Origin of the sequence: Streptomyces sp. NPDC014006 (assembly GCF_043088925.1) — a bacterium.
Lineage (GTDB): Bacteria > Actinomycetota > Actinomycetes > Streptomycetales > Streptomycetaceae > Streptomyces.
Genome location: NZ_JBICAJ010000002.1, coordinates 324283 through 346175 on the forward strand (window position 1 = coordinate 324283; position 21893 = coordinate 346175).

Below are 21893 nucleotides of genomic sequence, written 5' to 3' on the forward strand. Positions count from 1 at the left end.
CCATGCAGATCGGTCTTGTTGGTCTCGGCAAGATGGGCGGCAACATGCGCGAGCGTCTGCGCAACGCCGGCCACGAAGTCGTCGGATACGACACCAACCCCGAGCTCTCCGACGTCGACAACCTGGTCGAGCTCGCCGACCGCCTCGCCGCACCGCGCGCGGTGTGGGTCATGGTCCCGGCCGGCGCGGTCACCCAGAACGTCATCGACCAGCTGTCGGGCATCCTCAAGCCCGGCGACACCGTCATCGACGGCGGCAACTCCCGCTGGAGCGACGACGAGAAGCATGCCGAGGAGCTCGCCAAGCGCGGCATCGGCTTCGTCGACGCGGGTGTCTCCGGCGGCGTGTGGGGCCTGGAGAACGGCTACGCGCTGATGGTCGGCGGCGAGAAGGAGCACGTCGACCGCCTCAAGCCCATCTTCGACGCCCTGAAGCCGGAAGGCCCCTACGGTTACGTCCACGCGGGCAAGGTCGGCGCCGGGCACTTCGCGAAGATGGTCCACAACGGCATCGAGTACGCCATGATGCAGGCCTACGCCGAGGGCTGGGAGCTGCTGGAGAAGGCCGAATCCGTGGAGAACGTCCGCGAGGTCTTCCGCTCCTGGCAGGAGGGCACCGTCATCCGCTCCTGGCTGCTGGACCTCGCCGTCAACGCCCTCGACGAGGACGAGCACCTGAACAAGCTGCGCGGCTACGCCGAGGACTCCGGCGAGGGCCGCTGGACGGTCGAGGCGGCCATCGACAACGCGGTGCCGCTGCCCGCGATCACGGCCTCCCTGTTCGCCCGGTTCTCCTCCCGCCAGGACGACTCGCCGCAGATGAAGATGATCGCCGCGCTGCGCAACCAGTTCGGCGGCCACGCCGTCGAGTCCTCGAAGAAGTGACCCTGCGTGGGTGATCTTCTCCTCGTCCGCCACGGCGAGACCGAGTGGAGCCTGACGGGACAGCACACCAGCTTCACCGACCTGCCCCTCACCACCCATGGTGAGGAGCAGGCCAAGTCCCTGGCTCCGCTCCTGTCCGGACGGCCCTTCGCGCTGGCTCTCACGAGCCCGCTGCGGCGGGCCGTCCGCACGGCGGAACTCGCGGGCGTGCTCGGGGCCGTCCCGGAGCCCGACCTGCACGAATGGGACTACGGGGGGTACGAGGGCGTCGCCACCGTCGACATCCACCGCACCCGTCCGGGCTGGGACCTGTGGACCGACGGCGTCCCGCCCGGCACCGGCAGCCGTGGGGAGTCGCCGGAGGAAGTGGGCCGTCGCGCGGACCGGGTCCTGTCCCGGGTGGTCCCGGCCCTGGCGGCCGGCGACGTCGTCCTGGTCGCCCACGCCCACTTCCTGCGCGTCCTGACGGCCCGCCGCCTGGGCCTGCCGCCGTCAAAGGGGCGGCTGCTCCAGCTGGCGACGGGCACACTGAGCCGGCTGTCGACGGAACACGGGCGACCGGTGGTCGCGGAGTGGAACGTGCGGGCGTAAGGAGACGGTGATGACGCACGACGGTGGTCTGCGACTGCATCTGCGGCGTGTTCTCGCCGCGCCATCCCCTGTCGTGTTCAGCGCCCTGACCGAACCACGGGAGCTGGCCAGGTGGTGGGGACCCGAGGGGTTCACCATCCCGAGCGTGGAGTGCGATCTGCGGCCGGGCGGCGGTTATCGCATGGCGATGCAGCCACCGGAGGGCGACGCATTCCACCTCGTGGGTGAATACCTCGAGGTCGCTCCTCCGGTGGGCCTGTCCTACACCTTCCGCTGGGAGGATCCCGATCCCGAGGACCAGGAGACGGTCGTGCGGCTGACGCTTCGCGACATCGGTGCCGCGTCTGCCGAACTGACCCTCACCCAGGGCGACTTCCTGACCGAGCGGCGACGAGCCCTCCACGAGGAAGGCTGGACCCAGGCCCTCGACAAGCTCGAGGAACTGGTGTCATCGGCTGCGTCACCCTGAGACGTCGTGTGCCGTGTGCTGCGCGGCCAGGCGTATCGGTGCGTTCGGGGCGCCGTAGCCGCCGTAGCCGCCGTCGCGCTGGACCAGTTCGAAGAAGACCTGGCCGACGGTCCGGGTGTAGCAGTGGCGGAACTCGCCGCCCTGCTGGTCGCGGTCGTAGAGGATGCCGAGGTCGCGATAGGCCGCCAGGTCCTCCTCGGGGAGGTCGAAGCGGGCGGCCAGGTCGTCGTGGTAGTTGGCGGGCACCGGCAGCAATCGGCCGCCCGCCGCGCGGAAACGCCGGGCCGCGGCGACCACGTCGTCGCAGGCCAGTGCGATGTGCCGGGCGTGCGCGGTGGCGTCGCCGGGGGCCGCGCCCACGGTGAGGGCGAGGCGGACGCTGCCGTCGGCGGTGGCTACGGCGCGGCTGCGCATCAGGCCGTACGGGTCGGCCAGGTCCACGCTCTCCTGGGCGTCCAGGCCGAGGACGGAGCGGTGGAAGAGGGCGGCCTCGTCGAAGTGGTGCCAGGGCTGGGTGAGCGCGAGGTGGTCGATGCCGCGGATGCCGGTGTCCCGCGGGGCTGCCGTCACGTCCGCGAAGTCGGCGCGCCAGTCGGGGAGTTCGGGCGCCCGGCCGGTGGCGCAGAAGAACAGTTCCGTGCCGTCGGGTGCGGCCACCGCCTCCAGCGGCGCGTCCTCGGGTGCGCGCCGGCGGGGCAGTACGGGCGCGAGCAGGGCCTCGGCGCGACGGGCGGCGCCGGCCGGGTCGGGCGAGGTGAGGCCGATCGCGGCGAGCCGGGTGCCGTCACGGCGGGCGGCCGGGCCGGTGTTGAGCAGGATCCGGGCGTCTCCCTGCTCCCACAGGTCGACCGGCTTGCCGCGGTGGCGTGCGGTGCGGGTGAAGCCGAGGGCGCCGAGCACCGCGGCGGCGGGGGCGGGGTCGGGGGTGAGGAGTTCGGCGAAGGCGACGCCCGTGGGCACGACGGGCGCGGGCGGTGCCGCCGCGCCGGTCTCCTCCTGCAGGACCAGCAGTGAGCGGCGGCCGTCGACGGCCGTGGGGCCGGGGTCGGCCTGCCGGAAGACGTCGTTGAAGACCTCCAGCGACAGCGGGCCGGTGTATCCGGTGCGCAGCACGTGCCGTACCAGGCCGGCGACGTCGAAGCCGCCCTGGCCGGGGAAGCAGCGGTAGTGGCGGCTCCACTGCAGGACGTCCATGGCGAGCCGGGGCGCGTCGGCGAGCTGGAGGAAGAAGATCTTGTCGCCGGGGATGTCCTCGATGCCCTTGGGGTCCGAGCCACGGGACAGGATGTGGAAGCTGTCCAGGCAGGTGCCGAGCGCCGGGTGGTCCGCGGCCTCGACGATCCGCCAGGCGTGGTCGTACGTCGACACGTGCCGCCCCCAGGCCAGTGCCTCGTAGGCGACGCGGACGCCGAAGTCCTGGGCGAGGTCGGCGAGCCGGGCGAGCTGGGCGGCGGCGAGGGCGTCGTCGTCGACGGCGAGCGGGTGGACGCTGGAGCAGACCAGGACCGTGTCGGCGCCGAGCCGGCGCATCAGCTCGAACTTGTGCCGGGCGCGGCGCAGGCTGCGCGTGAACTCCTCCTCGGGCAGCGCCTCGACGTCCCGCATCGGCTGGTAGAGGTCGACGGTCAGACCGAGGTCGGCGCAGCGGGCGCGGATCTCCTCGGGACCGAGCGGGCCGGCGAGCAGGTCGTTCTCGAAGATCTCGACACCGTCGAAGCCGGCCCGGGCGGCGGCCGTGAGCTTCTCGGTGAGGGAGCCGCTCAGACAGACGGTGGCGATACAGGTACGCATCGGTGGCCTCACGGGGTGGTGGTCGCGGCGGCGCCGGTCAGGGCGGCGAGGTCGGCGAGCACCGCCGCGCTGTCGGGTTCCCGCCCGGTGAACAGGCGGAACGCGTCGGCGGCCTGGAAGGCGGCCATCCCGCCGCCGTCCAGGGTGGTGCAGCCCAGCGCCCGCGCGATGCGCAGCAGTTCGGTCCGAAGGGGGCGGTAGACCACCTCGGCGACCCACAGGCCGGGGTGCAGCAGCTCGGCGGCCAGCGGCAGCCCGGGGTGGGCGGCCATGCCGGTCGGGGTGGCGTGGATGACGCCGTCGGCGCCGGTGAGCAGTGCGGGCAGCTCGTCCGGGCCCGCGGCGACGGCCCGGCCGGCGCCGAAGTGCCCGGTGAGGGACGCGGCGAGGGCGGCGGCTCGCTCGGGCTGGGCGTCGACGAGGGTGATCCGTTCGGCGCCGAGGGTGAGCGCGGCGTGCGCGACGGCCGCGCCGGCGCCGCCCGCACCGAGCTGTACGACCCGCTCCAGCGGGGCATCGGGCAGGCCGCGCGCGAAGGAGGCGGCGAAGCCGGTGACGTCGGTGTTGTGGCCGACTGCCCGGCCGCCGTCGAAGACGACGGTGTTGACCGCGCCGAGCGCCTCGGCCTGCGGGTCCAGGGCGTCGAGATGGGGAATCACCAGCTGCTTGCAGGGGTGCGTGACGTTGAGCCCGTCGTAGCCGAGGTCGCGGGCGGAGCGGACCAGGTCGCCGACGGCCTCGGGCTGCAGCCCGAGTGTGTCGAGGTCGAGGAGCCGGTAGAGGTAGCGCAGCCCCTGGCGGTCGGCCTCCCGCTGGTGCAGGGCCGGGCTGAGCGACGGGCCGATGCCGGAACCGATCAGTCCGACGAGGAAGGAGTCACCGGGCACTGCTGACCTCCGGAGCTAATGTACGAACCAGTACGTTAGCTATACCAGTCCAGCGGACCCACGAAAAGCCCCGGCCCGCCGCGGACCCGCCGCCTTCTACAATCTGCGGCACTGGCCCAACGCACCGGGGGAAGCCCATGACCAGCGTCGACGAACCGGCACGCACCGGCGGACGCACCCGCGACGCCGCCCGCACCCGGGCCGAGATCCTCGACGTGGCGACCCAGGAGTTCGCCCGGGCCGGCTACGACGGGGCCCGCGTCGACGAGATCGCCGCCCGCACCCGCACCACGAAGCGGATGATCTACTACTACTTCGGCGGCAAGGAGCAGCTGTTCACGGCCGTGCTGGAGCGGGCGTACGCGGTGATCCGCGAGGCCGAGCAGCAGCTGGACGTCGAGCACCTCGACCCCGTCGCGGCGATCCGCCGGCTGGCGGAGCTGACCTTCGACCACCATGAGGAGCACCCGGACTTCATCCGGCTGGTCAGCATCGAGAACATCCACGAGGCCGAGCACATCGCGGCGTCACAGAAGCTCGGCCGGATCGGCTCGCCCGCACTGGACGTCATCCGCCGCATCCTGGCCGCCGGCCGGGGGTCGGGCGTGTTCACGGCGGACGTCGACGCCGTCGATCTGCACGCGATGATCAGCGCGTTCTGCTTCTTCCGGGTCTCCAACCGGCACACCTTCGGGGCACTGTTCGACCGCGATCTGCTCGACCCGGCGGAGCGCGAGCGCTACCGGACGATGCTGGGCGACATGGTGCTCGCCTATCTGACGGCGGAGCGCGCCGGCGACTGAGTCCGCGGGCTTCCGCTGCGGCAACACCCCTTGACAGCGTGGAAACACGGGCGCAACATCGCTTGCCATCGCGACTAACTATCCAGTGGGTTAATTAACCGAAGATCCGGCTCCCCCGCGCTCCCCGCGTTGTCCCGCGGTTCTTCCGCTCACCCCGTTCCGCCTACGGTGGAGTCCCCCGAAGGAGCACGCCGTGTCCGTCCCCGCCGCACCGCACGACGCCACCGCCCCGCCCGGCCAGGCCAGGAAGGCGGCGGCCGCCGCCTGGATCGGCAGTGCCCTCGAGTACTTCGATTTCTTCATCTACGGCAGCGCGGCCGCGCTGATCTTCCCGGAGGTCTTCTTCGACTCCTCCGACCCGGCGACCGCCACCCTGCTCTCGCTCGCCACGTTCGGGGTCGCCTACGCCGCCCGCCCGGTCGGCGCCCTCTTCCTCGGGCACATCGGCGACCGGCTGGGCCGTAAGAAGATCATGGTGTTCACGCTGATCCTGATGGGCGTCTCGACGTTCCTGATCGGCTGTCTGCCCACCCGCGCACAGGTCGGCGGCCTCGCCCCGGTGCTGCTGGTGGCCTGCCGCGTGCTCCAGGGCATCTCCGCGGCCGGTGAGCAGGCCAGCGCGAGTTCCATGACGCTGGAGCACGCGCCGCCAAACCGGCGCGGGTTCTTCACCAGCTTCACCCTCAGCGGTACGCAGGGCGGCCAGCTCATCGCCACGCTCGTCTTCCTGCCGATCGCCGCACTGCCCGAGGACCAGTTGCTGTCGTGGGGCTGGCGGGTGCCGTTCTGGCTGAGCATCGTGGTCGCGGTGGTCGGCTACCTGGTGCGCCGTCGGCTGGCCGAGACGCCGGCGTTCACCCGGCAGGCCGCGACCGAGGGCGTGGTGAAACTGCCGCTGGCGGTCCTCGCGCGCGAGCACTGGGCGGACGTGCTGCGGGTGATCGCGGGCGCGCTGATCGCCTCCGTCAGCACGATCTTCACGGTGTGGGCGCTGGCGTACGCCACCAGTGACGCGGTGGGGATGGACCGGTCCGGGATGCTGTGGGTGGGTGCGCTCGCCAATCTGGTGGCGCTCGTCGCGATCCCGCTGTGGGCGCGGCTGGCGGACCGGATCGGCCGCCGCCCGGTGTACCTGGTCGGCGCGGTGGGCAGCGCGGTGACGATGGCGCTGTACCTGTGGGCGATCTCCACCGGCTCCTACCCGCTGACGCTGGTGTGCGGCGTCCTGGCGTTCGGGGTCGTCTACAGCGCCGCGAACGGGGTATGGCCCGCGTTCTACGGCGAGATGTTCTCCACCCGGGTCCGCCTGTCCGGCATGGCCGTCGGCACCCAGATCGGGTTCGCGGTCGCCGGTTTCGCGGTGACGTTCGCCGCGCGGCTCGCCGGGCCGGGCGGTGACGACTGGGCCGCGGTGGCACTGTTCACGGCCGCGCTGTGCGTGCCGCCGGTGATCGCCGCGCTGTCGGCGCGGGAGACGCACCGGGTGCCGACCGAGCTGCTCGGCCGGCGGCCGGTGTCCCGGGCGGCGCAGCAGGAGACGGTGACGGCCTGAGGTCACGTACCGCCCGGGAGCCGTGCCCACGGCGACCGGGGCCCGGTGCCGCGCTACGGGCGCGGGTGCCGTGGCTCGTACAGTCCGATCTCGCCGCCGCCCGGCAGCCGGAACCCGGTCAGACGCCCCCAGGGCGCCTGCACCACCGGGCTGAAGTCGACGCCCTTGGCGGTGAGTTCGGCGATGGTCGCGGTCAGGTCGTCGCACATCAGCATCAGCTCGTGCGACGGCTCACCGTCCGCGGGGTGGCAGGCCACCTCCGCGGGCGGCATCCGGAAGATCAGCCAGCCGTTGCCGGCGTCGACGTGCGGCCAGCCCAGCACGTCCCGGAGAAAGGCCCGGTCGGCCTCCGCGTCCCGGCTGTACAGCACCACGTGCGCCCCATTGATCACCCCTGGGAGGCTAGCGCCTGCCTTGAGGACCGGCCAGATGACGCGCGGCCCGCACAGCACGCTCACCTCCGCCTGCGGCCGCCCTCGGGCTCACTCGCCCGTGATGTCGACACTGACGTGCGCGGACAGTGCGCGCAGGAAGTCCTGCGCGTCGAAGATCGCACCGGCCGAGGCGACACCGGCCCCGCGGGTCCGTCCCGTCAGGATGCGGTCGACCGCCTCCACCGCGAGCGGCGCGGTGACGGCGTAGATGTCCCGCCCTCTCGCCACGGCACGCCGCTCACGACCGCCGGAGCGTACGACGACGTCGACGAGGAAGGTCTGCGCCGACCGCCCCCGCTCGTCCGTCGCCGCCGGGGCGGGTGCGTCCGGGTCCACCACGTCGCGGGCCGCCTCGACCGTCATGTAGGTGCGCACCTCGGGGATGGACAGGTGGCTGGGGAGGGTGATGACGTCCGCCATCGTGAACTCGCCGATGACCGCGCGGGGACCGGTCGGGGCGGGGAACGCCCACTCCAGGGCCGGCGGTTCGTCATGACGGTGTTCCAGCCGCCCGTTCGTGTACACGATGCGTGCGCTGCCCCGCCGCTGCCGGGACACCGCGCCCGCCGCCCGCGTACCGGCCGTGGGGTGCCAGCTATTCAGCCCGTACGCGATGTGCGCCTCGTCCGCCGCCGTCCAGTCGCCCATCGCCGCGGTGGCCAGCAGGTCGCCGAGGCCGCCGTAGAAGGCCATCGCCGGGACGATCACCGCGCCCGCCGCCCGCGCGCGGTCGGTGAAGTGCGTGAACGTGTCGGCGTTGGCCTCGATCTCGGCCGCCACGTCCACGTAGGGAATCCCGGCCCGCAGAGCCGCCTCGATCAGGGGAGCGGCGGTCACGGCGAACGGCCCGGCGCAGTTGACCACGGCGGCCACGCCGGCCAGGGCGCGGTCGAGGGCGGCGGCGTCGTCGACGGGCGCCGGCCGGACATCGAGCCCCGGGCCGGCGGCCGCCCGCAGCTTCCCGGCGTCGCGGCCGGAGAGGACGGGGACGAATCCGCGTTCCAGCAACTCCGCCACTACGAACCGTCCGGTGTGCCCGTACGCCCCGTACACGGCCACCCTCTGCCCCGCTGCCATGCCGCTCTCCTCCGCTTGAACGATCGACTGCGCTCATCCTGTCGTCCGTGGTGCACGCCCGTGAGTGTCGGGAACGACACCACCCGTACAATTCCGGACATGAATCCGAGGGCGGGGACGGTCGCACTGGCGGTGACCGAGGGCATGCTGCACTTCGAACTGTCCGTGGCGTACGAGGTGTTCGGCTCCGCTCCGGACGCGGTGCGCGGACCCTGGTACGACGTGGCCGTCTGCGGCCCGGCTGCCGTACGGGTCGGCCGCTTCCTGCTGGAGCCCGACCACGGCCTGGACCGGCTGGCCCACGCGGACACGGTGATCGTCCCCGGGTGGGCCGACGTCGACGTGAGTCCGCCCGCCGACCTCGTGCACGCGGTGCGCGCGGCGCACGCGGCGGGAGCGCGCGTCGCCTCGCTGTGCACCGGGGCGTTCGTGCTGGCCGCGGCCGGACTGCTGGACGGCAGGCGCGCGACCACGCACTGGGCGCACACGGCCGCGCTGGCCGCCCGCCATCCCGCGGTCGAGGTCGATCCCGACGTGCTCTACGTCGACAACGGCAGCGTGCTCACCTCCGCCGGCAAGGCCGCCGCGCTGGACCTCTGCCTGCACCTCGTCCGCCTGGACCACGGTTCGTCGGTCGCCAACACGGTGGCCCGGCGCCTGGTGGTGCCGCCGCACCGCGACGGTGGTCAGGCTCAGTTCGTGACCACCCCGTTCCCGGCGCCGGGCCATCATCCACTCGCCGGCCTCCTGCCCTGGGTGCTGCAGAACCTGGACCGTCCGCTGACCGTCGAGGACCTGGCCCGCAAGGCGCGGATGAGCTCACGCCACCTCAGCCGCCACTTCCGGTCACTGACGGGGTCCACTCCGCTGCAATGGCTGCTGACCCAGCGGATCCGCCTCGCCCAGGAGCTGCTGGAGACCACCGACGGCACCGTCGACGCCATCGCGGCGGCCACCGGCATGGGCACCGCGACAACGCTGCGCCGGCACTTCAGCCACCGGGTCGGCGTGCCCCCGGACACCTACCGCCGCACCTTCCGTCGCCGCAGCGGCTCCCCCGGGTCGGCGCCGCCACACACTGTCCGGTGCGCTGACAGCTGATGCCTGCCGGGGGCGACGAAGGCGCTGCCTGCCCTGCGCCGAACCGATCCGGCACCGGCGCCCCTTGAACCTGACACCGGTGTCAGGGTCGACCCTGCGGGCATGACGACCGACACCACGTCACCCGCCGTAGGGGTGCGCAGCCCCCGACTTCCCCTGGCCGCCCTTCTCGCGCTGGCCACCGCCGTCTTCGTCACCAGCCTCACCGAGACCCTGCCCGCGGGACTGCTGCCCGCGATGAGCGCCGGACTCGGCGTCGGCGAGTCGGCGGCCGGACAGGCGGTGACCGTCTACGCCGTCGGGACGGCCCTCACCGCGATCCCGCTGGCGGCGGCCGCCTCCGCCTGGCGCCGCAAGCGGCTGCTGCTGACCGCGATGGCCGGCTTCGCCGTCGCCAACACGGTGACCGCCGTCTCCGCGGACTACCCGCTCACCATGGTGGCCCGGTTCGTCGCCGGCGTGGCGGCCGGACTCGCCTGGGCCCTGCTCGCCGGATACGCCCGTGGCCTGGCCCCCGCCGAACTGCGCGGCCGCGCGGTCGCGGTGGTGATGACCGGCATCCCCGTGGCCCTCTCGCTCGGTGTACCCGCGGGCACCTACCTGGGTGAACTGCTGGGCTGGCGCTGGGAGTTCGCGCTGATGACGGCGGTGACCGCCGGACTGCTCGGCTGGATCGCGCTGCTGGTGCCGGACCGGCCCGGACAGCAGCGGACGGCACGTGAACCGGTGCTGCGCGCCCTGGCCGTGCCCGGGGTCGCGCCGGTCCTCTTCGTCACGCTGGTCTTCGTGCTCGCGCACACCGTGCTGTACGCCTACATCGCCACGTTCCTCGACCGGTACGGCATGGGCGGCTCGGCCGGCGCGGTGTTGCTGGTGTTCGGCGGGGCGTCCCTGGTGAGCATCTGGTACGTCGGCGCCCGCATCGACCGCCGGCTGCGCGCGCTCAGTGTGGCGGCCGTCCTGCTGGTCGCCGGGGCGGCGGCCGTGCTGGGCCTCTTCGCGGACGTACCGGTGCTGGTGTACGTCGCGGCGGGGCTGTGGGGCCTCGGCTGGGGCGGTGTGCCGACGCTGCTGCAGACCGCCGCGGCGGAGGCGGGCGGCCCGCGTGCCGACGCCGCGCAGGCGATGCTGGTCACGCTGTGGAACGCGGCGATGGCGGCCGGCGGGGTGCTCGGCGGGGTACTGCTCGACCGGTTCGGGGCGGGCGCCTTCCCCTGGACGGTGCTGATGCTGATGGCGCCGGTGCTGGCGGTGGTGGCGGGAGCGCGCCGGCACGGTTTCCCTGCCGGGTGACAGCCGGACACCCGCCCGCCGGCGGCCCTCGACTCGCCCGGCACACCGGACGCTTCGCGGCCGGGCGCCTCTTACCGGGGCGCCGCCGCCGCGTCCAGCAGGGGGCCCAGTTCCTCGACGACCGTGTGGAGCGCGCGGGTGTCGCGTTCGCTGCGGGCGAGGAGGATGGCCCCCTCGAGAGCGCTGATCATCACGGTGGCGAGGGAACGGGCGCGGTCCGCGGGCACCCGCATACCGGTGAGCCCCTCGGCCACCGCGCCGGTCCACGTGGCGAACGCCCCGGCCGTCGCCTCGCGCGTCGCCTGCCCGGCGGCCGAGCAGTCGACGGTGGCGGCGGCGACCGGGCAGCCCGTGGCGAAGCCGCCGCTCTCGTACTCGTCGATCCACTGGCGGGCCATCGCCGCGAACAGCCCGCTCGGCGTGGGGTCGTCGAGCTGCGCGAGGAAGCGGGGCACGCGCCGGGCGGCGTACCGGCCGGCCCAGCCGACGGCCTCGTTGACGAGCTGTTCCTTGCCGCCGGGGAAGTAGTGCTGGAGCGAGCCGCGGGGCGCCTCGGCGTGCGCGGCGACGTCGCGCATCCCGGTCGCGGTCACGCCGTCGCGCCGGATGAGCTGGGCCGCGCTGAAGACCATCCGCTCCCGTGGTCCCGGTCCGGACCCCGCCATCTCCGACCTCCTGACACCGTCGCCGAGCCTGTGCCCAGGGTAGGGCCGGACGACCGGCTATGACGACGGTCATGGAGCAGCGCTACTATGACGACTGTCATAGCGAGTGGGCAGGAGGGTGGACGCATGCATGTCGGCTTCATCGGTCTCGGCGTCATGGGGCAGCCGATGGCCCTGCGCCTGGCCGCCGCCGGGATCCCGCTGACCGTGTGGAACCGCACCCCGGCCCGCGCCGAGCCGCTGCGCGCGGCCGGCGCCACGGTGGCCGCGGACGCCGGCGAGGTGTTCGCCGGGGCCGGCACCGTGTTCCTGATGCTGGCCGACGAGGGGGCCGTCGACGCCGTACTCGCCCGGTACACCGAGGAGTTCACCGCGCGCGTGGCCGGTCGGACCGTCGTCCACATGGGCACCACGTCCGCGGAGTACTCCCGCGCCCTGGAGGCGGACGTGCGCGCGGCGGGCGGCCGCTACGCCGAGGCCCCCGTCTCCGGATCGCGGGTACCGGCCGAGCAGGGCCGCCTGGTGGCGCTGCTGGCCGGCGAGGAGGCGGCCGTGTCCGCCGTACGGCCGCTGCTGGCGCCGATGTGCCACCAGACGTTCGTGTGCGGTGCCGCCCCGAACGCGCTGCTGATGAAGCTGTCGGTGAACCTCTTCCTGATCACCCAGGTGACCGGGCTGACGGAGGCCTTCCACTTCGCCGGGCGGCACGGGCTGGATCCCGAGCTGTTCCTGGACGTCCTGGACGCCGGGCCCATGGCCAGCGCGGTGTCCCGGATGAAGGCGCCCAAGCTGCTGGCCGGGGACTTCGCGGTGCAGGCGGCCGCGCTGGACGTCCTGAAGAACAACCGGCTGATCGCCGAGGCCGCCCGCGCCCGGGGGCTCGCCTCCCCCCTCATCGACGCCTGCCACACGCTGTTCGAGGAGACGGTGGCGCTCGGACACGGGGGCGCGGACATGGTCGCCGTGCTGCGCGCGATCGAGGCGCGGACGGAGACTCCGGCCGAGAGCTGATCGGCCGGCGCCGTCAGCCGTCGTTGGCGCCCTTGGGGATGCCGTACGCCCGCTCCACCGGCAGTCGCAGGACCAGGCGGCGGTCGCGGACCATGGCGGCGCGGTAGTCGTCCCAGTCGGGGTGCTCGCCCGCGACGGCGCGGTAGAGGCGGATCAGCTCCTCCACGGTCTCGTCGTGAGGGTCCTGCGCCACCGGCGTCAGGTCTGCCGTCGCCTCGACGACCGTGTAGGCCCAGCGGTCGGCGCTGGTGACGTGGTACGACGCGCGCGGGTCCCGGCGCAGGTTGCGCGTCTTGGCGCGGTCGTCGGTGAGCGAGATCCGGACGACCCGCTCGTCGGGGTCGTAGTGGTGGCTGACGTTCGACAGCTGCGGGCGTCCGTCGCGCTTGAGGGTGACCAGCACCCCTCCTCGCTGCTCGGAGAGGAGGGCGAGCAGCGCGTCCTGTGTCGTGTCATGAGTCATGTGGGGACAACTCGCGGGAGGCGCGGCCCATTCCCGCTCGGTAGACAGTGTCTACGGCAGCCTGGTAGACACTGTCTATGACTGCTGCCGAACCGGCCGATCTACGGACCCGACTCGTCGACGCCGGCGTGGACCTGGTTGCCCATGAGGGCGTCCAGGCACTGACCCTGCGGGAGATCGCCCGGCGTGCCGGCGTCTCGCACGGGGCGCCGCGCCGCTGGTTCCCCACCCATCTGGAGCTGCTGTCGGCCATCGCCCGCCGCGGCTTCGGCGACCTGGCGGACCGGGTCGCGGCGCTGGACACCGCGGGCTCACCACGCGCCGGCGTCGAGGAACTCGCCCGTCTGTACCTGGAGTTCGCCCGGGACAACCCCGGCATGTACGAGCTGATGTTCCGTCACGACCTGCTGGAGAGCGGTCGTCTGGGGCTGCGGGAGACCAGCCTGCCGCTGTTCGGCGTGCTCGTGGACCTGGTGGGCCGGGCCCGGCCGGACGCCGACGCCCGCACGGTCGCGGCCGCACTGTGGGCGAACCTGCACGGCATCGCCCAGCTGTGGCGCTGGGGCAGCCTTCAGCTCGCCACCGGCAGCGAGGACGTCACCGTGCTGCTGCGCGGCGCGCTGGACGCCCACCTCGGCTCCGGGAGGACCCGGTGAAGCGGTGGGCCGCCCTGACGTGCAGCATCGCGGGTGCGGTCGTGGTGGCCCTGGACGGCACGGTCCTGACCGTCGCCCAGCCCGCCCTCGGCGCGGACCTGCACGCGTCGGCCGGCCAGGTGCAGTGGACCACCACCGGGTACCTCATCGCGGTGGCCGGCCTGCTGGTGGCCGCCGGGCGGATCGCCGACCTGTACGGGCACCGGCGCGTCTTCGCCGTCGGCATGCTCGGCTTCGGCGCGGCCTCGGCGGGGATCGCGGCGGCCCCCGGCGTGGGCTGGGTCGTCGCGCTGCGGATCGTCCAGGGCGTCTTCGGGGCCCTGCTCCAGCCCGCCACCCTCGGCATGCTGCGCGCCGCCTACCCACCGGACCGGCTGCGCCGGCCGCTCGCCGCGCGCACGGCGGCCATCGGCCTGGCGGCAGCGACCGGACCGCTGCTCGGCGGGGCGCTGACGACGGCGGTGGGCTGGCGGGCCGTGTTCCTCGTCAACGTCGTACCGGCTGCGGCGTTCGGGCTGCTCGCCCTGGCCTGCGGGCAGCCGGGAGCGCCCCGCCGAGAGCACCCGGCGCCCCGCCCCGACCTGCCCGGCGCCGTGCTGCTCGCGCTCTGCCTGGCCGGTTCGGTGCACGCCCTCGTCGCGCTCCCGGCGTCCGGGTGGACGCCGGCCCGCGCGCTGGAAGCCGCGGGGGCCGCGGGGGCGGCACTGGCCTTCGTCCGCCATGAGCGTCATACCGCCGACCCGCTGGTGCCCGCCGACGCGGTCGGCGCGGCGGGCGTGGGCGCCGCGCTGGGCATGCTGGTGGCCGCGTCGGCGGCCCTCCAGGGCGCCCTGTTCACCTGCGTCTACGTCCTCCAGCGCGACCTCGGCCTGGATCCGCTGCACTGCGCGCTGACCGCCCTGCCGCTGGCCGCGCTGATGATCCTGGCCGCGCCCGGCTGCACCGTCGCGCTGGGCCGGGCCGGTGCCCGCCGCACGACCGCTGCCGCGCTGGCGGCGCTCGCGCTGGGACTGCTGGTCCTCGCCCGCGCCACCGGCCCGCTCGTCTTCGGTGCCGGGTTCGCGCTGCTCGGCGCCGGTTTCGGCACGGTGATGGTGGCGGCCACCCACGTCGTCGTACGACAGGCGGCCGCGCGGTCGGCCGGGGTGGCGGGCGGCCTGCAGCAGACGGCGCTGAACCTCGGCCCGGTCCTGGGCGTGGCCACCGCGACCACCCTGTGGGGCCTGGCCGGATCGCGGGCGCCGCTGTTCGCCCTGGCCGCGGTGGCGGCGGTCGCCGCGGTGGCGGCGCGGGGCCTGCCGGGGCGGGACACAGAGCCAGGGGCAGCGGGGGCGGAGGCGGAGGCGAAGGCGAAGGCGACCGGAACGCGTCCCGCCGCTTCCGTGCGGCGGTGACGTCTGACGGCTCGCGGGTGGGGTATGCCGGTGGAGGGGCCCGCGGCGACGAAGGACACGCGATGGCGATGCTGCGACAAGAGGTCGAGCCGGGTGAGGCCGGGCTGGACGCGACGGCGCTGGACCGGCTCGACCGGCATGTCGTCCGCCTCGTCGAGGAGGGCCGGCTGCCCGGGTTCCTCGTCTGCGTCGCACGCGGCGGGCGCGTCGCGCACCTCACCTGCCACGGCCTGCGCGACATCGCCGCCAAGGCGCCGGTCGAGCCGGACACGCTGTGGCGGATCTACTCCATGACCAAGCCGGTCACCGCGGTCGCCGCGCTGCTGCTCGTCGAGGAGGGCCGGCTGGCGCTCGACGACCCACTCGAGCGGTATCTGCCCGCGTTCGCCGCGCCGCGCGTGTACGTGGGCGGCGAGGGGACGGACGTGCGGACCCGGCCGGCCGCCGGGCCCCTGCTCATCCGGCATCTGATGACCCACACCGCCGGTCTGACCTTCGGCTTCTACCACACCCACCCGGTGGACGCCCTGTACCGGGCGGCGGGCCTGGAGTCGTCGGTGCGGCCGGGCTCCGACCTCGCGGAGACGATCGAGCTGTACGCGAGCCTGCCGTTGCAGTTCGACCCGGGCACCCAGTGGAACTACTCGGTGGCCTCCAACGTGCTCGGCCGGGTGATCGAGGTGGTCTCCGGGCAGCCGCTCGATACGTTCTTCACCGAGCGGATCTTCCGCCCGCTCGGCATGACCGGCACCGGCTTCCAGGTGAGCGAAGAACAGGCGGGGCGGCTGGCCGAGTTGTACGGCGACGCGGACGACGGCGGTATCACGCCGATCCCCGGGCTGCCGGTGCGCGGACGGCCCCGGTTCCTGTCCGGCAGCGGCGGCCTGGTGACGTCCGCGCCCGACTGGCACCGCTTCATGGAGATGCTGCGCCGCCGCGGGGAACTCGACGGCGTACGCCTCCTCGCGCCGCACACGGTGGCGGAGATGACCCGCAACCAGCTGCCGGGCGGCGCCGACCTGAGGTCCTTCGGCAGCCGCCCGGCCCACGACGAGCGCGGCAACGACGGCGTCGGTTTCGGCCTCGGCGTCTCCGTCGTCGTCGACCCCGCCCGCACCCTGGCACCGGCCGGGTCCGGCACCTACGGCTGGAGCGGGGTGGCGACGACGACGTTCTGGGTGGACCCGGGCCGGGAGCTGACCGTGCAGTTCCTGACCCAGCTGCGGCCGGGGCGCTCGCTGCGGCTGTTCCCGGAGCTCAGACGGCTCGTCCACGAGGCGGTCACCGACTGAGTCGGGACCGGCTCACGACCAGTGGGCCACCGCGTCCAGGTGCGGCAGATGGTGGTCCATCCGCTCCCGCTTGGTGCGCAGATAGGTGATGTTGTTCTCGCACGGCGGGATCAGCAGCGGCACCTGCTCGGCCACGCCGACGCCGTGCCGTACCAACGCCTCGCGCTTGAGGGGGTTGTTGGACATCAGCCGCACGGAGTCCACGCCCAGGTCGCGCAGCATCGCGGCGGCCACGCCGTAGTCGCGGGCGTCCACCGGCAGCCCCAGCGCCAGGTTCGCCTCCACGGTGTCCAGGCCCTCCGCCTGCAACGCCATCGCCCGCAGCTTGGCCAGCAGTCCGATGCCCCGGCCCTCGTGGCCCCGCAGATACAGCACGACGCCGCTGCCCTCGGCGACGACCGCGCGCAGTGCCGCGGCCAGCTGGTCGCCGCACTCGCAGTGCCGGGAGCCGAACGCGTCACCGGTGAGGCACTCCGAGTGCAGCCGGGTCAGGACGTTCTCGGTGCCGAGGTCTCCGTGCACGAGCGCGACCTGCTCCTCGCCGCGGTCGTGGTCCAGGAAACCGATCGCCTGGAACATTCCGTACACCGTCGGCAGCGGGGCGCTCACGACGCGTTCCACACCCGTGCGCCGGTCCTGCTTCTCGCCGAGGACGCCGAGGGGCGCCGTGCTGTTCTCTGTCATGATCTGATTCCTCAGCTCCGTACGAAAGGCCGTGAAAACATGAGTGGTTCGGGCTCGGTGACAGCGGGAGACGGTCCGGTGCCGGCGGGTCACGGTCTGCTGCCCGCGGACACCACGGAAGACGTACGGGCGCGGGCGGCGGACGGTTCAGCACGGGTCGCCGTCCTTCCCGTCGGCAGCCACGAACAGCACGGCCCGTACCTTCCGCTGGCGACGGACACCCTCGTCGCCTGTGCGATCGCCCGGGAGATCGCCGCCGCGTACCCGGTGCAGCTCCTGCCGCCGGTGACGATCTCCTGTTCGCACGAGCACGCCGGCTGGCCGGGCACCGTCAGCATCTCCGCGGTGACGCTGCACGCGGTGGTGAGGGACATCGCCGCCTCGCTGCGCCGCTCGGGCGTCGAGGCCCTGGTCGTCGTCAACGGGCACGGCGGCAACTACGTGCTCGGCAACGTCGTCCAGGAGGCCTCCGCGCGCGGCGAACGCATGGCGCTCTTCCCGGCCGCGGAGGACTGGGAGGCGGCCCGCGTGCGGGCGGGGGTGGCCACATCGCTGCTCACCGACATGCACGCGGGAGAGATCGAGACGTCCGTTCTGCTGCACGCTCACCCCGAATTCGTCCGGCCCGGTTACGAGTCCGCCGACGTCGTCGCCGACGACCGCCGTCATCTGCTCACCGTGGGCATGTCCGCCTATACGGCTTCCGGTGTCATCGGCCGTCCCTCCCTGGGCTCGGCGGACAAGGGCGGAGAGCTGCTGGCGAGCCTCGCGGACTCCTTCGGCGCATACTTCGCACTGCTCACGGGAGCCGCCGAGGAGTAGCCGCGGGCGGGCAACGCCAGCGCGCCCGGCAGGGCGGCCGCGAAACACAGCACGCCGTAGACCACCGCGACCGCCAGCCCGGTGCCCGCGCCGAGCCCGGCGGCACCGAACGCCCACGCGGTCACGCCCTCCCGCGGCCCGAACCCGCCGACGTTCAGCGGCAGTCCCATCGCGAGCAGGGCCAGTACGGCGAGCGGCAGCAGCGCGACGACGGAGGCGCCGGGCGCGGCGGCCCGGGCGGCGAGGGCGAACGTCGCCAGGTGTCCGGCGAGCACGACGGCCGAGGACAGCAGCACACCCGGCCCGTTGCGCCGGGACAGCAGCCCCTCGCGGGCCTCCGCCAGCACCGCCCGCAGCGCACGCGTGTGCCGGGCGGGCGCCCCCGGTGCGCGGTTCATGCGGACGGCGAGGACCACGGCCAGCGCTCCGACGGCGGCGAGCGCGGCGAGCGGGACGGCGTGCCGTACGTCGCCGCGGACCGGGGAGGGCGCGACGAGCAGCACCAGCAGCCCGGCCACGGTCAGCACGACCTGCCCGGCGGTGCGTTCCAGGACCACCGCGCGCACGCCTCGTCCCATGTCACCGGCGCTGCGCCCGTGCCGCACCGCGCGGTGCACGTCGCCGAGGACACCGCCGGGCAGGGCGGCGTTGAGGAACAGCGCGCGGTAGTAACCGGCGAGAGCGGTGCGGAAGGGAAGCCGGATGCCGAGCCCACGGGCCACGAGCGACCAGCGCCAGGCACTGCACGCCGTGGTGATCCCGCCGATCCCGACGGCCGCGGCCAGCGTCGGCATGTCGATCCTGCGCAGCCCGTCGAGAAACGCCCCGGTCCCCAGCCGCCAGACCAGCAGCCCGAGGATGAGCACCCCGGCGAGGGTGCCGAGGTGCCGGCGGAGGGAGGCCGACCGGCGGGCGGTGGGGGGCGTCGGCATACCCCGGACGGCCCCGGCGTGACCGGCACGTCCGGTTCCGGGCCCCGGGGGCGGCGGGCCGGGTGTCCCGCCCGCCGGGCGGAGGTGAGGCGCGCCTGTGCCGGAGGCGGACTCGGGGCGCGCGTCGGCCGAGCCGTCGTGGCCGGTCGCCGTACCGGAGCCGACCGAGCTGTCGTGCACGTTTTGGGTCCGCGGGCCGGCCGAGTCGTCGAGGCCGTTCCGGGTCTCCGAGCCGACCGATTCGTCGCGGCAGCTCCCCTCCGCCCATCCGGCCGCTCTCGGGGCCGGGACTGCGGTGCCCGGGCGGCGCGCCGTCGTAGCGGCGGGACCGGTACCGGTCGAGGCGATCCGCCCGGTCACGGGCCCCGCGGTGTCCGCCTCGGGCATCAGGACACCGGCCGCCGTGGCGGACGTCGCCCCGACGCGATCGGCGGCCGGGCGCCCCGTTCCGGCCCTCATGACGTGCCGCCGCTCGGAGCGGCCAGGGCCAGCAGGTCGCTGTGGTGGACGATCGCGCGCAGCTCCCCCACGGCCAGGGACGCGAGCCGGGCCGCCAGATAGGTCCCGGCGCGCTCGGCAAGCTCCGGCCGCTGTTCCAGGGCGGCGCCGACCCAGCCGCGCAGCCACTGCGCCGTCAGCTCGGGGTCGGCGGACCCCAGATGCCAGGCGCTCGGGCGGACCCGCACGGTGGCGCCGTACGCGGCGAACGCCTCGCAGGCCGCGGTGACCGCGTCCGGGCCGAGCAGACCGGTGCGCCGCTGGTGGTCGTTGAAGGCGGCCGTGATCTCCGCGTCCAGTGGATCCCCCGGGGTCAGCTCCACGCGCCCGGCGACGGAGAGCGTGAGCAGCGCCGGACAGCCGGCGCCCGCGCACGCGGCGGCGAGGGCGTCGATCTCGTCGCGGGTCAGCACGTCCAGCAGCGCGGACGCGGTGACCAGGCCGGCACCCGCCAGCGCGTCCGGCGTGAGCCGGGCGACGTCGCCGCGACGGGTCTCCACGGTGACCCGGCTGCCGTCGGCGGCGGCGCGCGGGGCGCCGGCCGCCGCGAAGTGCAGCAGGTAGGGGTCGCGGTCGTGCAGCACCCAGTGCTGGGCGCCGTCCAGCCGGGGCGCCAGCCAGCGGCCCATCGAGCCGGTACCGCATCCCAGGTCGTGCACGACCAGGCCGCCGGAGCGTCCGGGCCGGTTGGCGAGCCGGATGCGCAGCGGGTCCAGCAGATCGGCGGCGCGCGCGGCCGCGTCGGCCGGCTCCCGCAGCCGCAGCCACTCGGGCGCGTACCGGGCCGGTTCCTCGGGAGCACCCGGCCGCAGCCGTACCGTCTCCCGCTCCCCTCGCCGGGTCACCGGCCCGGCGCCCGGAATCACCACGGACGTGCCCCCGGCCGCCTGGGCCGGCGCGGCCTGAGCGAGCTGCCGCACCGCCGGAGCGGGCGCACCGGGAGTCGTCTGCTCCTCGCGCGGAACGCGGCCGTCCGCAGCGGCCGTGGGCCGCGTCATGACGGCCTCCCCGACGGGGCCGGGAGCCTGCCCAGGACGGCGGCCAGGCGCTGGGCCGTCGTCCCCCAGCCGCTCAGGGCGGCCCGGCGGGCGCGCGCGGCCGTCCTGAGGCGGCGGCGCAGCTCCGGGTCGCCGAACCAGGCGCGCAGGGCCGTGGCGAGGGCGGCGGGGTCGTCCGGGGGGACGAGGAGGCCGGGGCGGGTGCCGTCGGGGGCGCGGCCGAGCGCCTCGGGCAGTCCGCCGACGTCGGTGGCCAGCACCGGGACCCCGCGGGCCAGGGCCTCGGTGACCGCCATGCCGTAGGTCTCGCCGGCGGAGGCCAGGACCATCAGGTCGGCGGTGGCGTAGGACGCGTCGAGGGCTCCGGCGGTGCGCGGTCCGGTGAGGGCGACGCGGTCGTCGAGGCCGTACGACCGGATCGCCGAGCGGACGCGGGAGACGTAGGCCGGGTCCTGGGTGACCCCGCCGACGAGTTCGCAGTGGAAGGGCAGGCCGGCGACCGCGGCCAGGGCCTCCACCAGCCGGTGCTGGCCCTTGCGCGGGGTGACGGCGGCGACGCACAGCAGGCGGGAGACGCCGTCGGTGCCGGGCGCGAGGGGCGCTATGTCGGCGCCGGGCGCGGCGACGTGCACGGCGTCCGGGGCGAGGCCGTGGTGGGCGACGAGCCGGCGTCCGGCCCACGCGCTGGTGGCGATCACGGTCGGTACGGCGCGCAGCACCGCCCGCTCCCGTGCGTCCAGGTCGGCGGCGACGGCCGGGTCGAGGCCAATCTCGTCGCCGAGGGGGAGATGCACGAGGACGGCGAGGGACAGCCGCCGCGCCGCCGGGACGACGACCTCGGGGACGCCGCAGGCGACCAGTCCGTCCAGCAGGACCACCGAACCGTCGGGTATCTCCCGCAGGGTGCGGTCCAGTGCGGCGCGGGCGCCGGCGTCAGGGCGGGGCCAGGCGCCGGCCACCAGGTGGGCGTGCGGCTGCCAGCCGAAGCCGGGCAGGTCCAGGCCCACGCGCCGGTCGTAGGCGTTGCCGCCGCTCGGTGCGGCCGGGTCGTCGACTCCGGCCGGCATCACGAAGTGCGCGGTGCGCAGGGACATGGGGATGATCCCGCCGTCGGTCGGGGATACGGGCTGCGCGGGTATGTGGGCGAGCCGCTTCGTCCGCGTCGTCGTGCCGGTCACAGCGCACGCTCGTAACTCGCCCACGCCACATGCGACTCGTGGAGGGTGACGGAGAGGCCGGCGATGCCCCGGGCGCCCTCGCCCAGCGCGCCCTTGTGGATGCGCTCGGCGAGGCGGTCCGCTATGACCTTGGCCAGGAACTCCGTGGAGGTGTTGATCCCGGCGAAGTCGGGTTCGTTGTCGAGGTTGCGGTAGTTCAACTCGCCGACGACGGCGCCCAGTTCGCGGGTGGCCAGACCGATGTCGACGACGATGTTGTCGTCGTCCAGCTCCTCGCGCCGGAAGGTGGCGTCCACCAGGAACGTCGCCCCGTGCAGGCGCTGCGCGGGGCCGAAGACCTCACCGCTGAAGCTGTGGGCGATCATGATGTGATCGCGGACGGTGACACTGAACAACGGACGACCCTCCAGGTGCGGCG

At 74.3% G+C, this 21893-nt stretch carries 22 protein-coding genes and 1 pseudogene; 12 read left to right on the plus strand and 11 right to left on the minus strand.

Annotated features, from left to right (window positions below; all coding sequences use genetic code 11):
- Window positions 1-2: 2 nt before the first annotated feature.
- Genes gnd through ACF1GV_RS07960 form a run of 3 tightly spaced genes read left to right on the plus strand, consistent with a single transcriptional unit; the run spans window position 3 to window position 1944 of the window.
- A complete protein-coding gene (gene gnd / locus ACF1GV_RS07950; RefSeq protein WP_391679052.1) occupies window positions 3-884 on the plus strand; it encodes a phosphogluconate dehydrogenase (NAD(+)-dependent, decarboxylating) in 882 nt (293 codons plus the stop codon).
- Between the two features lie 6 nt (window positions 885-890).
- Window positions 891-1475 (plus strand): histidine phosphatase family protein, encoded by a 585-nt coding sequence (locus tag ACF1GV_RS07955; RefSeq protein WP_391679055.1) that lies wholly within the window; start codon window positions 891-893, stop codon window positions 1473-1475.
- A gap of 10 nt (window positions 1476-1485) precedes the next feature.
- A complete protein-coding gene (locus tag ACF1GV_RS07960; RefSeq protein ID WP_391679057.1) occupies window positions 1486-1944 on the plus strand; it encodes an SRPBCC domain-containing protein in 459 nt (152 codons plus the stop codon).
- Here the strand turns inward: ACF1GV_RS07960 and ACF1GV_RS07965 are convergent.
- Both ACF1GV_RS07965 and ACF1GV_RS07970 read right to left on the minus strand, forming a co-directional pair.
- Window positions 1936-3735 (minus strand): bifunctional sugar phosphate isomerase/epimerase/4-hydroxyphenylpyruvate dioxygenase family protein, encoded by a 1800-nt coding sequence (locus tag ACF1GV_RS07965; RefSeq protein WP_391679059.1) that lies wholly within the window; start codon window positions 3733-3735, stop codon window positions 1936-1938. The two genes, ACF1GV_RS07960 and ACF1GV_RS07965, sit on opposite strands and share 9 nt — an antisense overlap.
- A gap of 8 nt (window positions 3736-3743) precedes the next feature.
- The gene (locus tag ACF1GV_RS07970) at window positions 3744-4622 is read right to left on the minus strand and encodes a shikimate dehydrogenase (RefSeq protein ID WP_391679061.1); all 879 of its coding nucleotides are present in this window, start codon (window positions 4620-4622) and stop codon (window positions 3744-3746) included.
- A gap of 137 nt (window positions 4623-4759) precedes the next feature.
- Here ACF1GV_RS07970 and ACF1GV_RS07975 point away from each other — a divergent pair, with 137 nt between their 5' ends.
- Together ACF1GV_RS07975 and ACF1GV_RS07980 are read left to right on the plus strand one after the other, a co-directional pair.
- Complete coding sequence (locus tag ACF1GV_RS07975) at window positions 4760-5425, plus strand: TetR family transcriptional regulator (RefSeq protein ID WP_391679063.1); 666 nt, start codon at window positions 4760-4762, stop codon at window positions 5423-5425.
- A 193-nt stretch (window positions 5426-5618) separates the two neighbouring features.
- Entirely contained in the window at window positions 5619-6977 is a 1359-nt protein-coding gene (locus ACF1GV_RS07980; protein ID WP_391679065.1) for an MFS transporter, read from the plus strand.
- A 53-nt stretch (window positions 6978-7030) separates the two neighbouring features.
- Here the strand turns inward: ACF1GV_RS07980 and ACF1GV_RS07985 are convergent, their stop codons facing one another.
- Together ACF1GV_RS07985 and ACF1GV_RS07990 are read right to left on the minus strand one after the other, a co-directional pair.
- Window positions 7031-7369 (minus strand): extradiol dioxygenase, encoded by a 339-nt coding sequence (locus ACF1GV_RS07985; protein ID WP_363261805.1) that lies wholly within the window; start codon window positions 7367-7369, stop codon window positions 7031-7033.
- Between the two features lie 90 nt (window positions 7370-7459).
- Window positions 7460-8488: a saccharopine dehydrogenase family protein gene (locus tag ACF1GV_RS07990; RefSeq protein WP_391679068.1), complete on the minus strand. Its 1029-nt coding sequence runs from the start codon at window positions 8486-8488 to the stop codon at window positions 7460-7462.
- A 99-nt stretch (window positions 8489-8587) separates the two neighbouring features.
- Between ACF1GV_RS07990 and ACF1GV_RS07995 the strand changes: the two genes are divergently transcribed.
- Together ACF1GV_RS07995 and ACF1GV_RS08000 are read left to right on the plus strand one after the other, a co-directional pair.
- Window positions 8588-9589 (plus strand): helix-turn-helix domain-containing protein, encoded by a 1002-nt coding sequence (locus tag ACF1GV_RS07995; RefSeq protein WP_391679069.1) that lies wholly within the window; start codon window positions 8588-8590, stop codon window positions 9587-9589.
- A 102-nt stretch (window positions 9590-9691) separates the two neighbouring features.
- The gene (locus ACF1GV_RS08000; protein WP_391679071.1) at window positions 9692-10882 is read left to right on the plus strand and encodes an MFS transporter; all 1191 of its coding nucleotides are present in this window, start codon (window positions 9692-9694) and stop codon (window positions 10880-10882) included.
- Window positions 10883-10953: 71 nt separating this feature from the next.
- Here the strand turns inward: ACF1GV_RS08000 and ACF1GV_RS08005 are convergent, their stop codons facing one another.
- Complete coding sequence (locus ACF1GV_RS08005; RefSeq protein ID WP_391679074.1) at window positions 10954-11547, minus strand: TetR/AcrR family transcriptional regulator; 594 nt, start codon at window positions 11545-11547, stop codon at window positions 10954-10956.
- Window positions 11548-11673: 126 nt separating this feature from the next.
- Here ACF1GV_RS08005 and ACF1GV_RS08010 point away from each other — a divergent pair, with 126 nt between their 5' ends.
- Complete coding sequence (locus ACF1GV_RS08010) at window positions 11674-12558, plus strand: NAD(P)-dependent oxidoreductase (protein ID WP_391679075.1); 885 nt, start codon at window positions 11674-11676, stop codon at window positions 12556-12558.
- 13 nt (window positions 12559-12571) lie between these two features.
- On the opposite strand, the gene ACF1GV_RS08015 is transcribed toward ACF1GV_RS08010, so the two are convergent.
- Window positions 12572-13021 carry a PPOX class F420-dependent oxidoreductase gene (locus ACF1GV_RS08015; protein WP_391679077.1) on the minus strand — a complete coding sequence of 150 codons (450 nt, stop codon included), beginning with the start codon at window positions 13019-13021 and terminating at the stop codon, window positions 12572-12574.
- Between the two features lie 77 nt (window positions 13022-13098).
- Here ACF1GV_RS08015 and ACF1GV_RS08020 point away from each other — a divergent pair, with 77 nt between their 5' ends.
- From ACF1GV_RS08020 to ACF1GV_RS08030, 3 genes are all read left to right on the plus strand, one after another.
- Window positions 13099-13677, plus strand: a complete 579-nt coding sequence (locus ACF1GV_RS08020) for a TetR/AcrR family transcriptional regulator (RefSeq protein WP_391679079.1) — start codon at window positions 13099-13101, stop codon at window positions 13675-13677.
- Window positions 13674-15071, plus strand: coding sequence for an MFS transporter (locus tag ACF1GV_RS08025; protein WP_391679080.1), 1398 nt, complete (start codon window positions 13674-13676; stop codon window positions 15069-15071). The genes ACF1GV_RS08020 and ACF1GV_RS08025 overlap by 4 nt, the downstream gene beginning before the upstream one ends.
- Window positions 15072-15133: 62 nt before the next feature.
- Window positions 15134-16363, plus strand: a complete 1230-nt coding sequence (locus tag ACF1GV_RS08030) for a serine hydrolase domain-containing protein (protein ID WP_391679081.1) — start codon at window positions 15134-15136, stop codon at window positions 16361-16363.
- Between the two features lie 12 nt (window positions 16364-16375).
- Here ACF1GV_RS08030 and ribA read toward each other — a convergent pair whose 3' ends face one another.
- Window positions 16376-17047: a GTP cyclohydrolase II gene (ribA, locus tag ACF1GV_RS08035; protein WP_391679084.1), complete on the minus strand. Its 672-nt coding sequence runs from the start codon at window positions 17045-17047 to the stop codon at window positions 16376-16378.
- Between the two features lie 39 nt (window positions 17048-17086).
- Between ribA and ACF1GV_RS08040 the strand changes: the two genes are divergently transcribed.
- Window positions 17087-17869 carry a creatininase family protein gene (locus tag ACF1GV_RS08040; protein ID WP_363261816.1) on the plus strand — a complete coding sequence of 261 codons (783 nt, stop codon included), beginning with the start codon at window positions 17087-17089 and terminating at the stop codon, window positions 17867-17869.
- Between the two features lie 101 nt (window positions 17870-17970).
- Here the strand turns inward: ACF1GV_RS08040 and ACF1GV_RS08045 are convergent.
- The 4 genes and pseudogenes from ACF1GV_RS08045 to ACF1GV_RS08060 form a co-directional block, all read right to left on the minus strand.
- Window positions 17971-19260: pseudogene (locus ACF1GV_RS08045) on the minus strand (lysylphosphatidylglycerol synthase transmembrane domain-containing protein); the annotation flags it as partial.
- Entirely contained in the window at window positions 19257-20297 is a 1041-nt protein-coding gene (locus ACF1GV_RS08050; protein ID WP_391679085.1) for a methyltransferase domain-containing protein, read from the minus strand. The pseudogene ACF1GV_RS08045 and the gene ACF1GV_RS08050, both read right to left, overlap by 4 nt.
- Complete coding sequence (locus ACF1GV_RS08055) at window positions 20294-21475, minus strand: glycosyltransferase family 4 protein (protein ID WP_391679087.1); 1182 nt, start codon at window positions 21473-21475, stop codon at window positions 20294-20296. The genes ACF1GV_RS08050 and ACF1GV_RS08055 overlap by 4 nt, the downstream gene beginning before the upstream one ends.
- Entirely contained in the window at window positions 21472-21870 is a 399-nt protein-coding gene (locus ACF1GV_RS08060) for a 6-carboxytetrahydropterin synthase (RefSeq protein ID WP_363261819.1), read from the minus strand. The genes ACF1GV_RS08055 and ACF1GV_RS08060 overlap by 4 nt, the downstream gene beginning before the upstream one ends.
- Window positions 21871-21893: the final 23 nt, after the last annotated feature.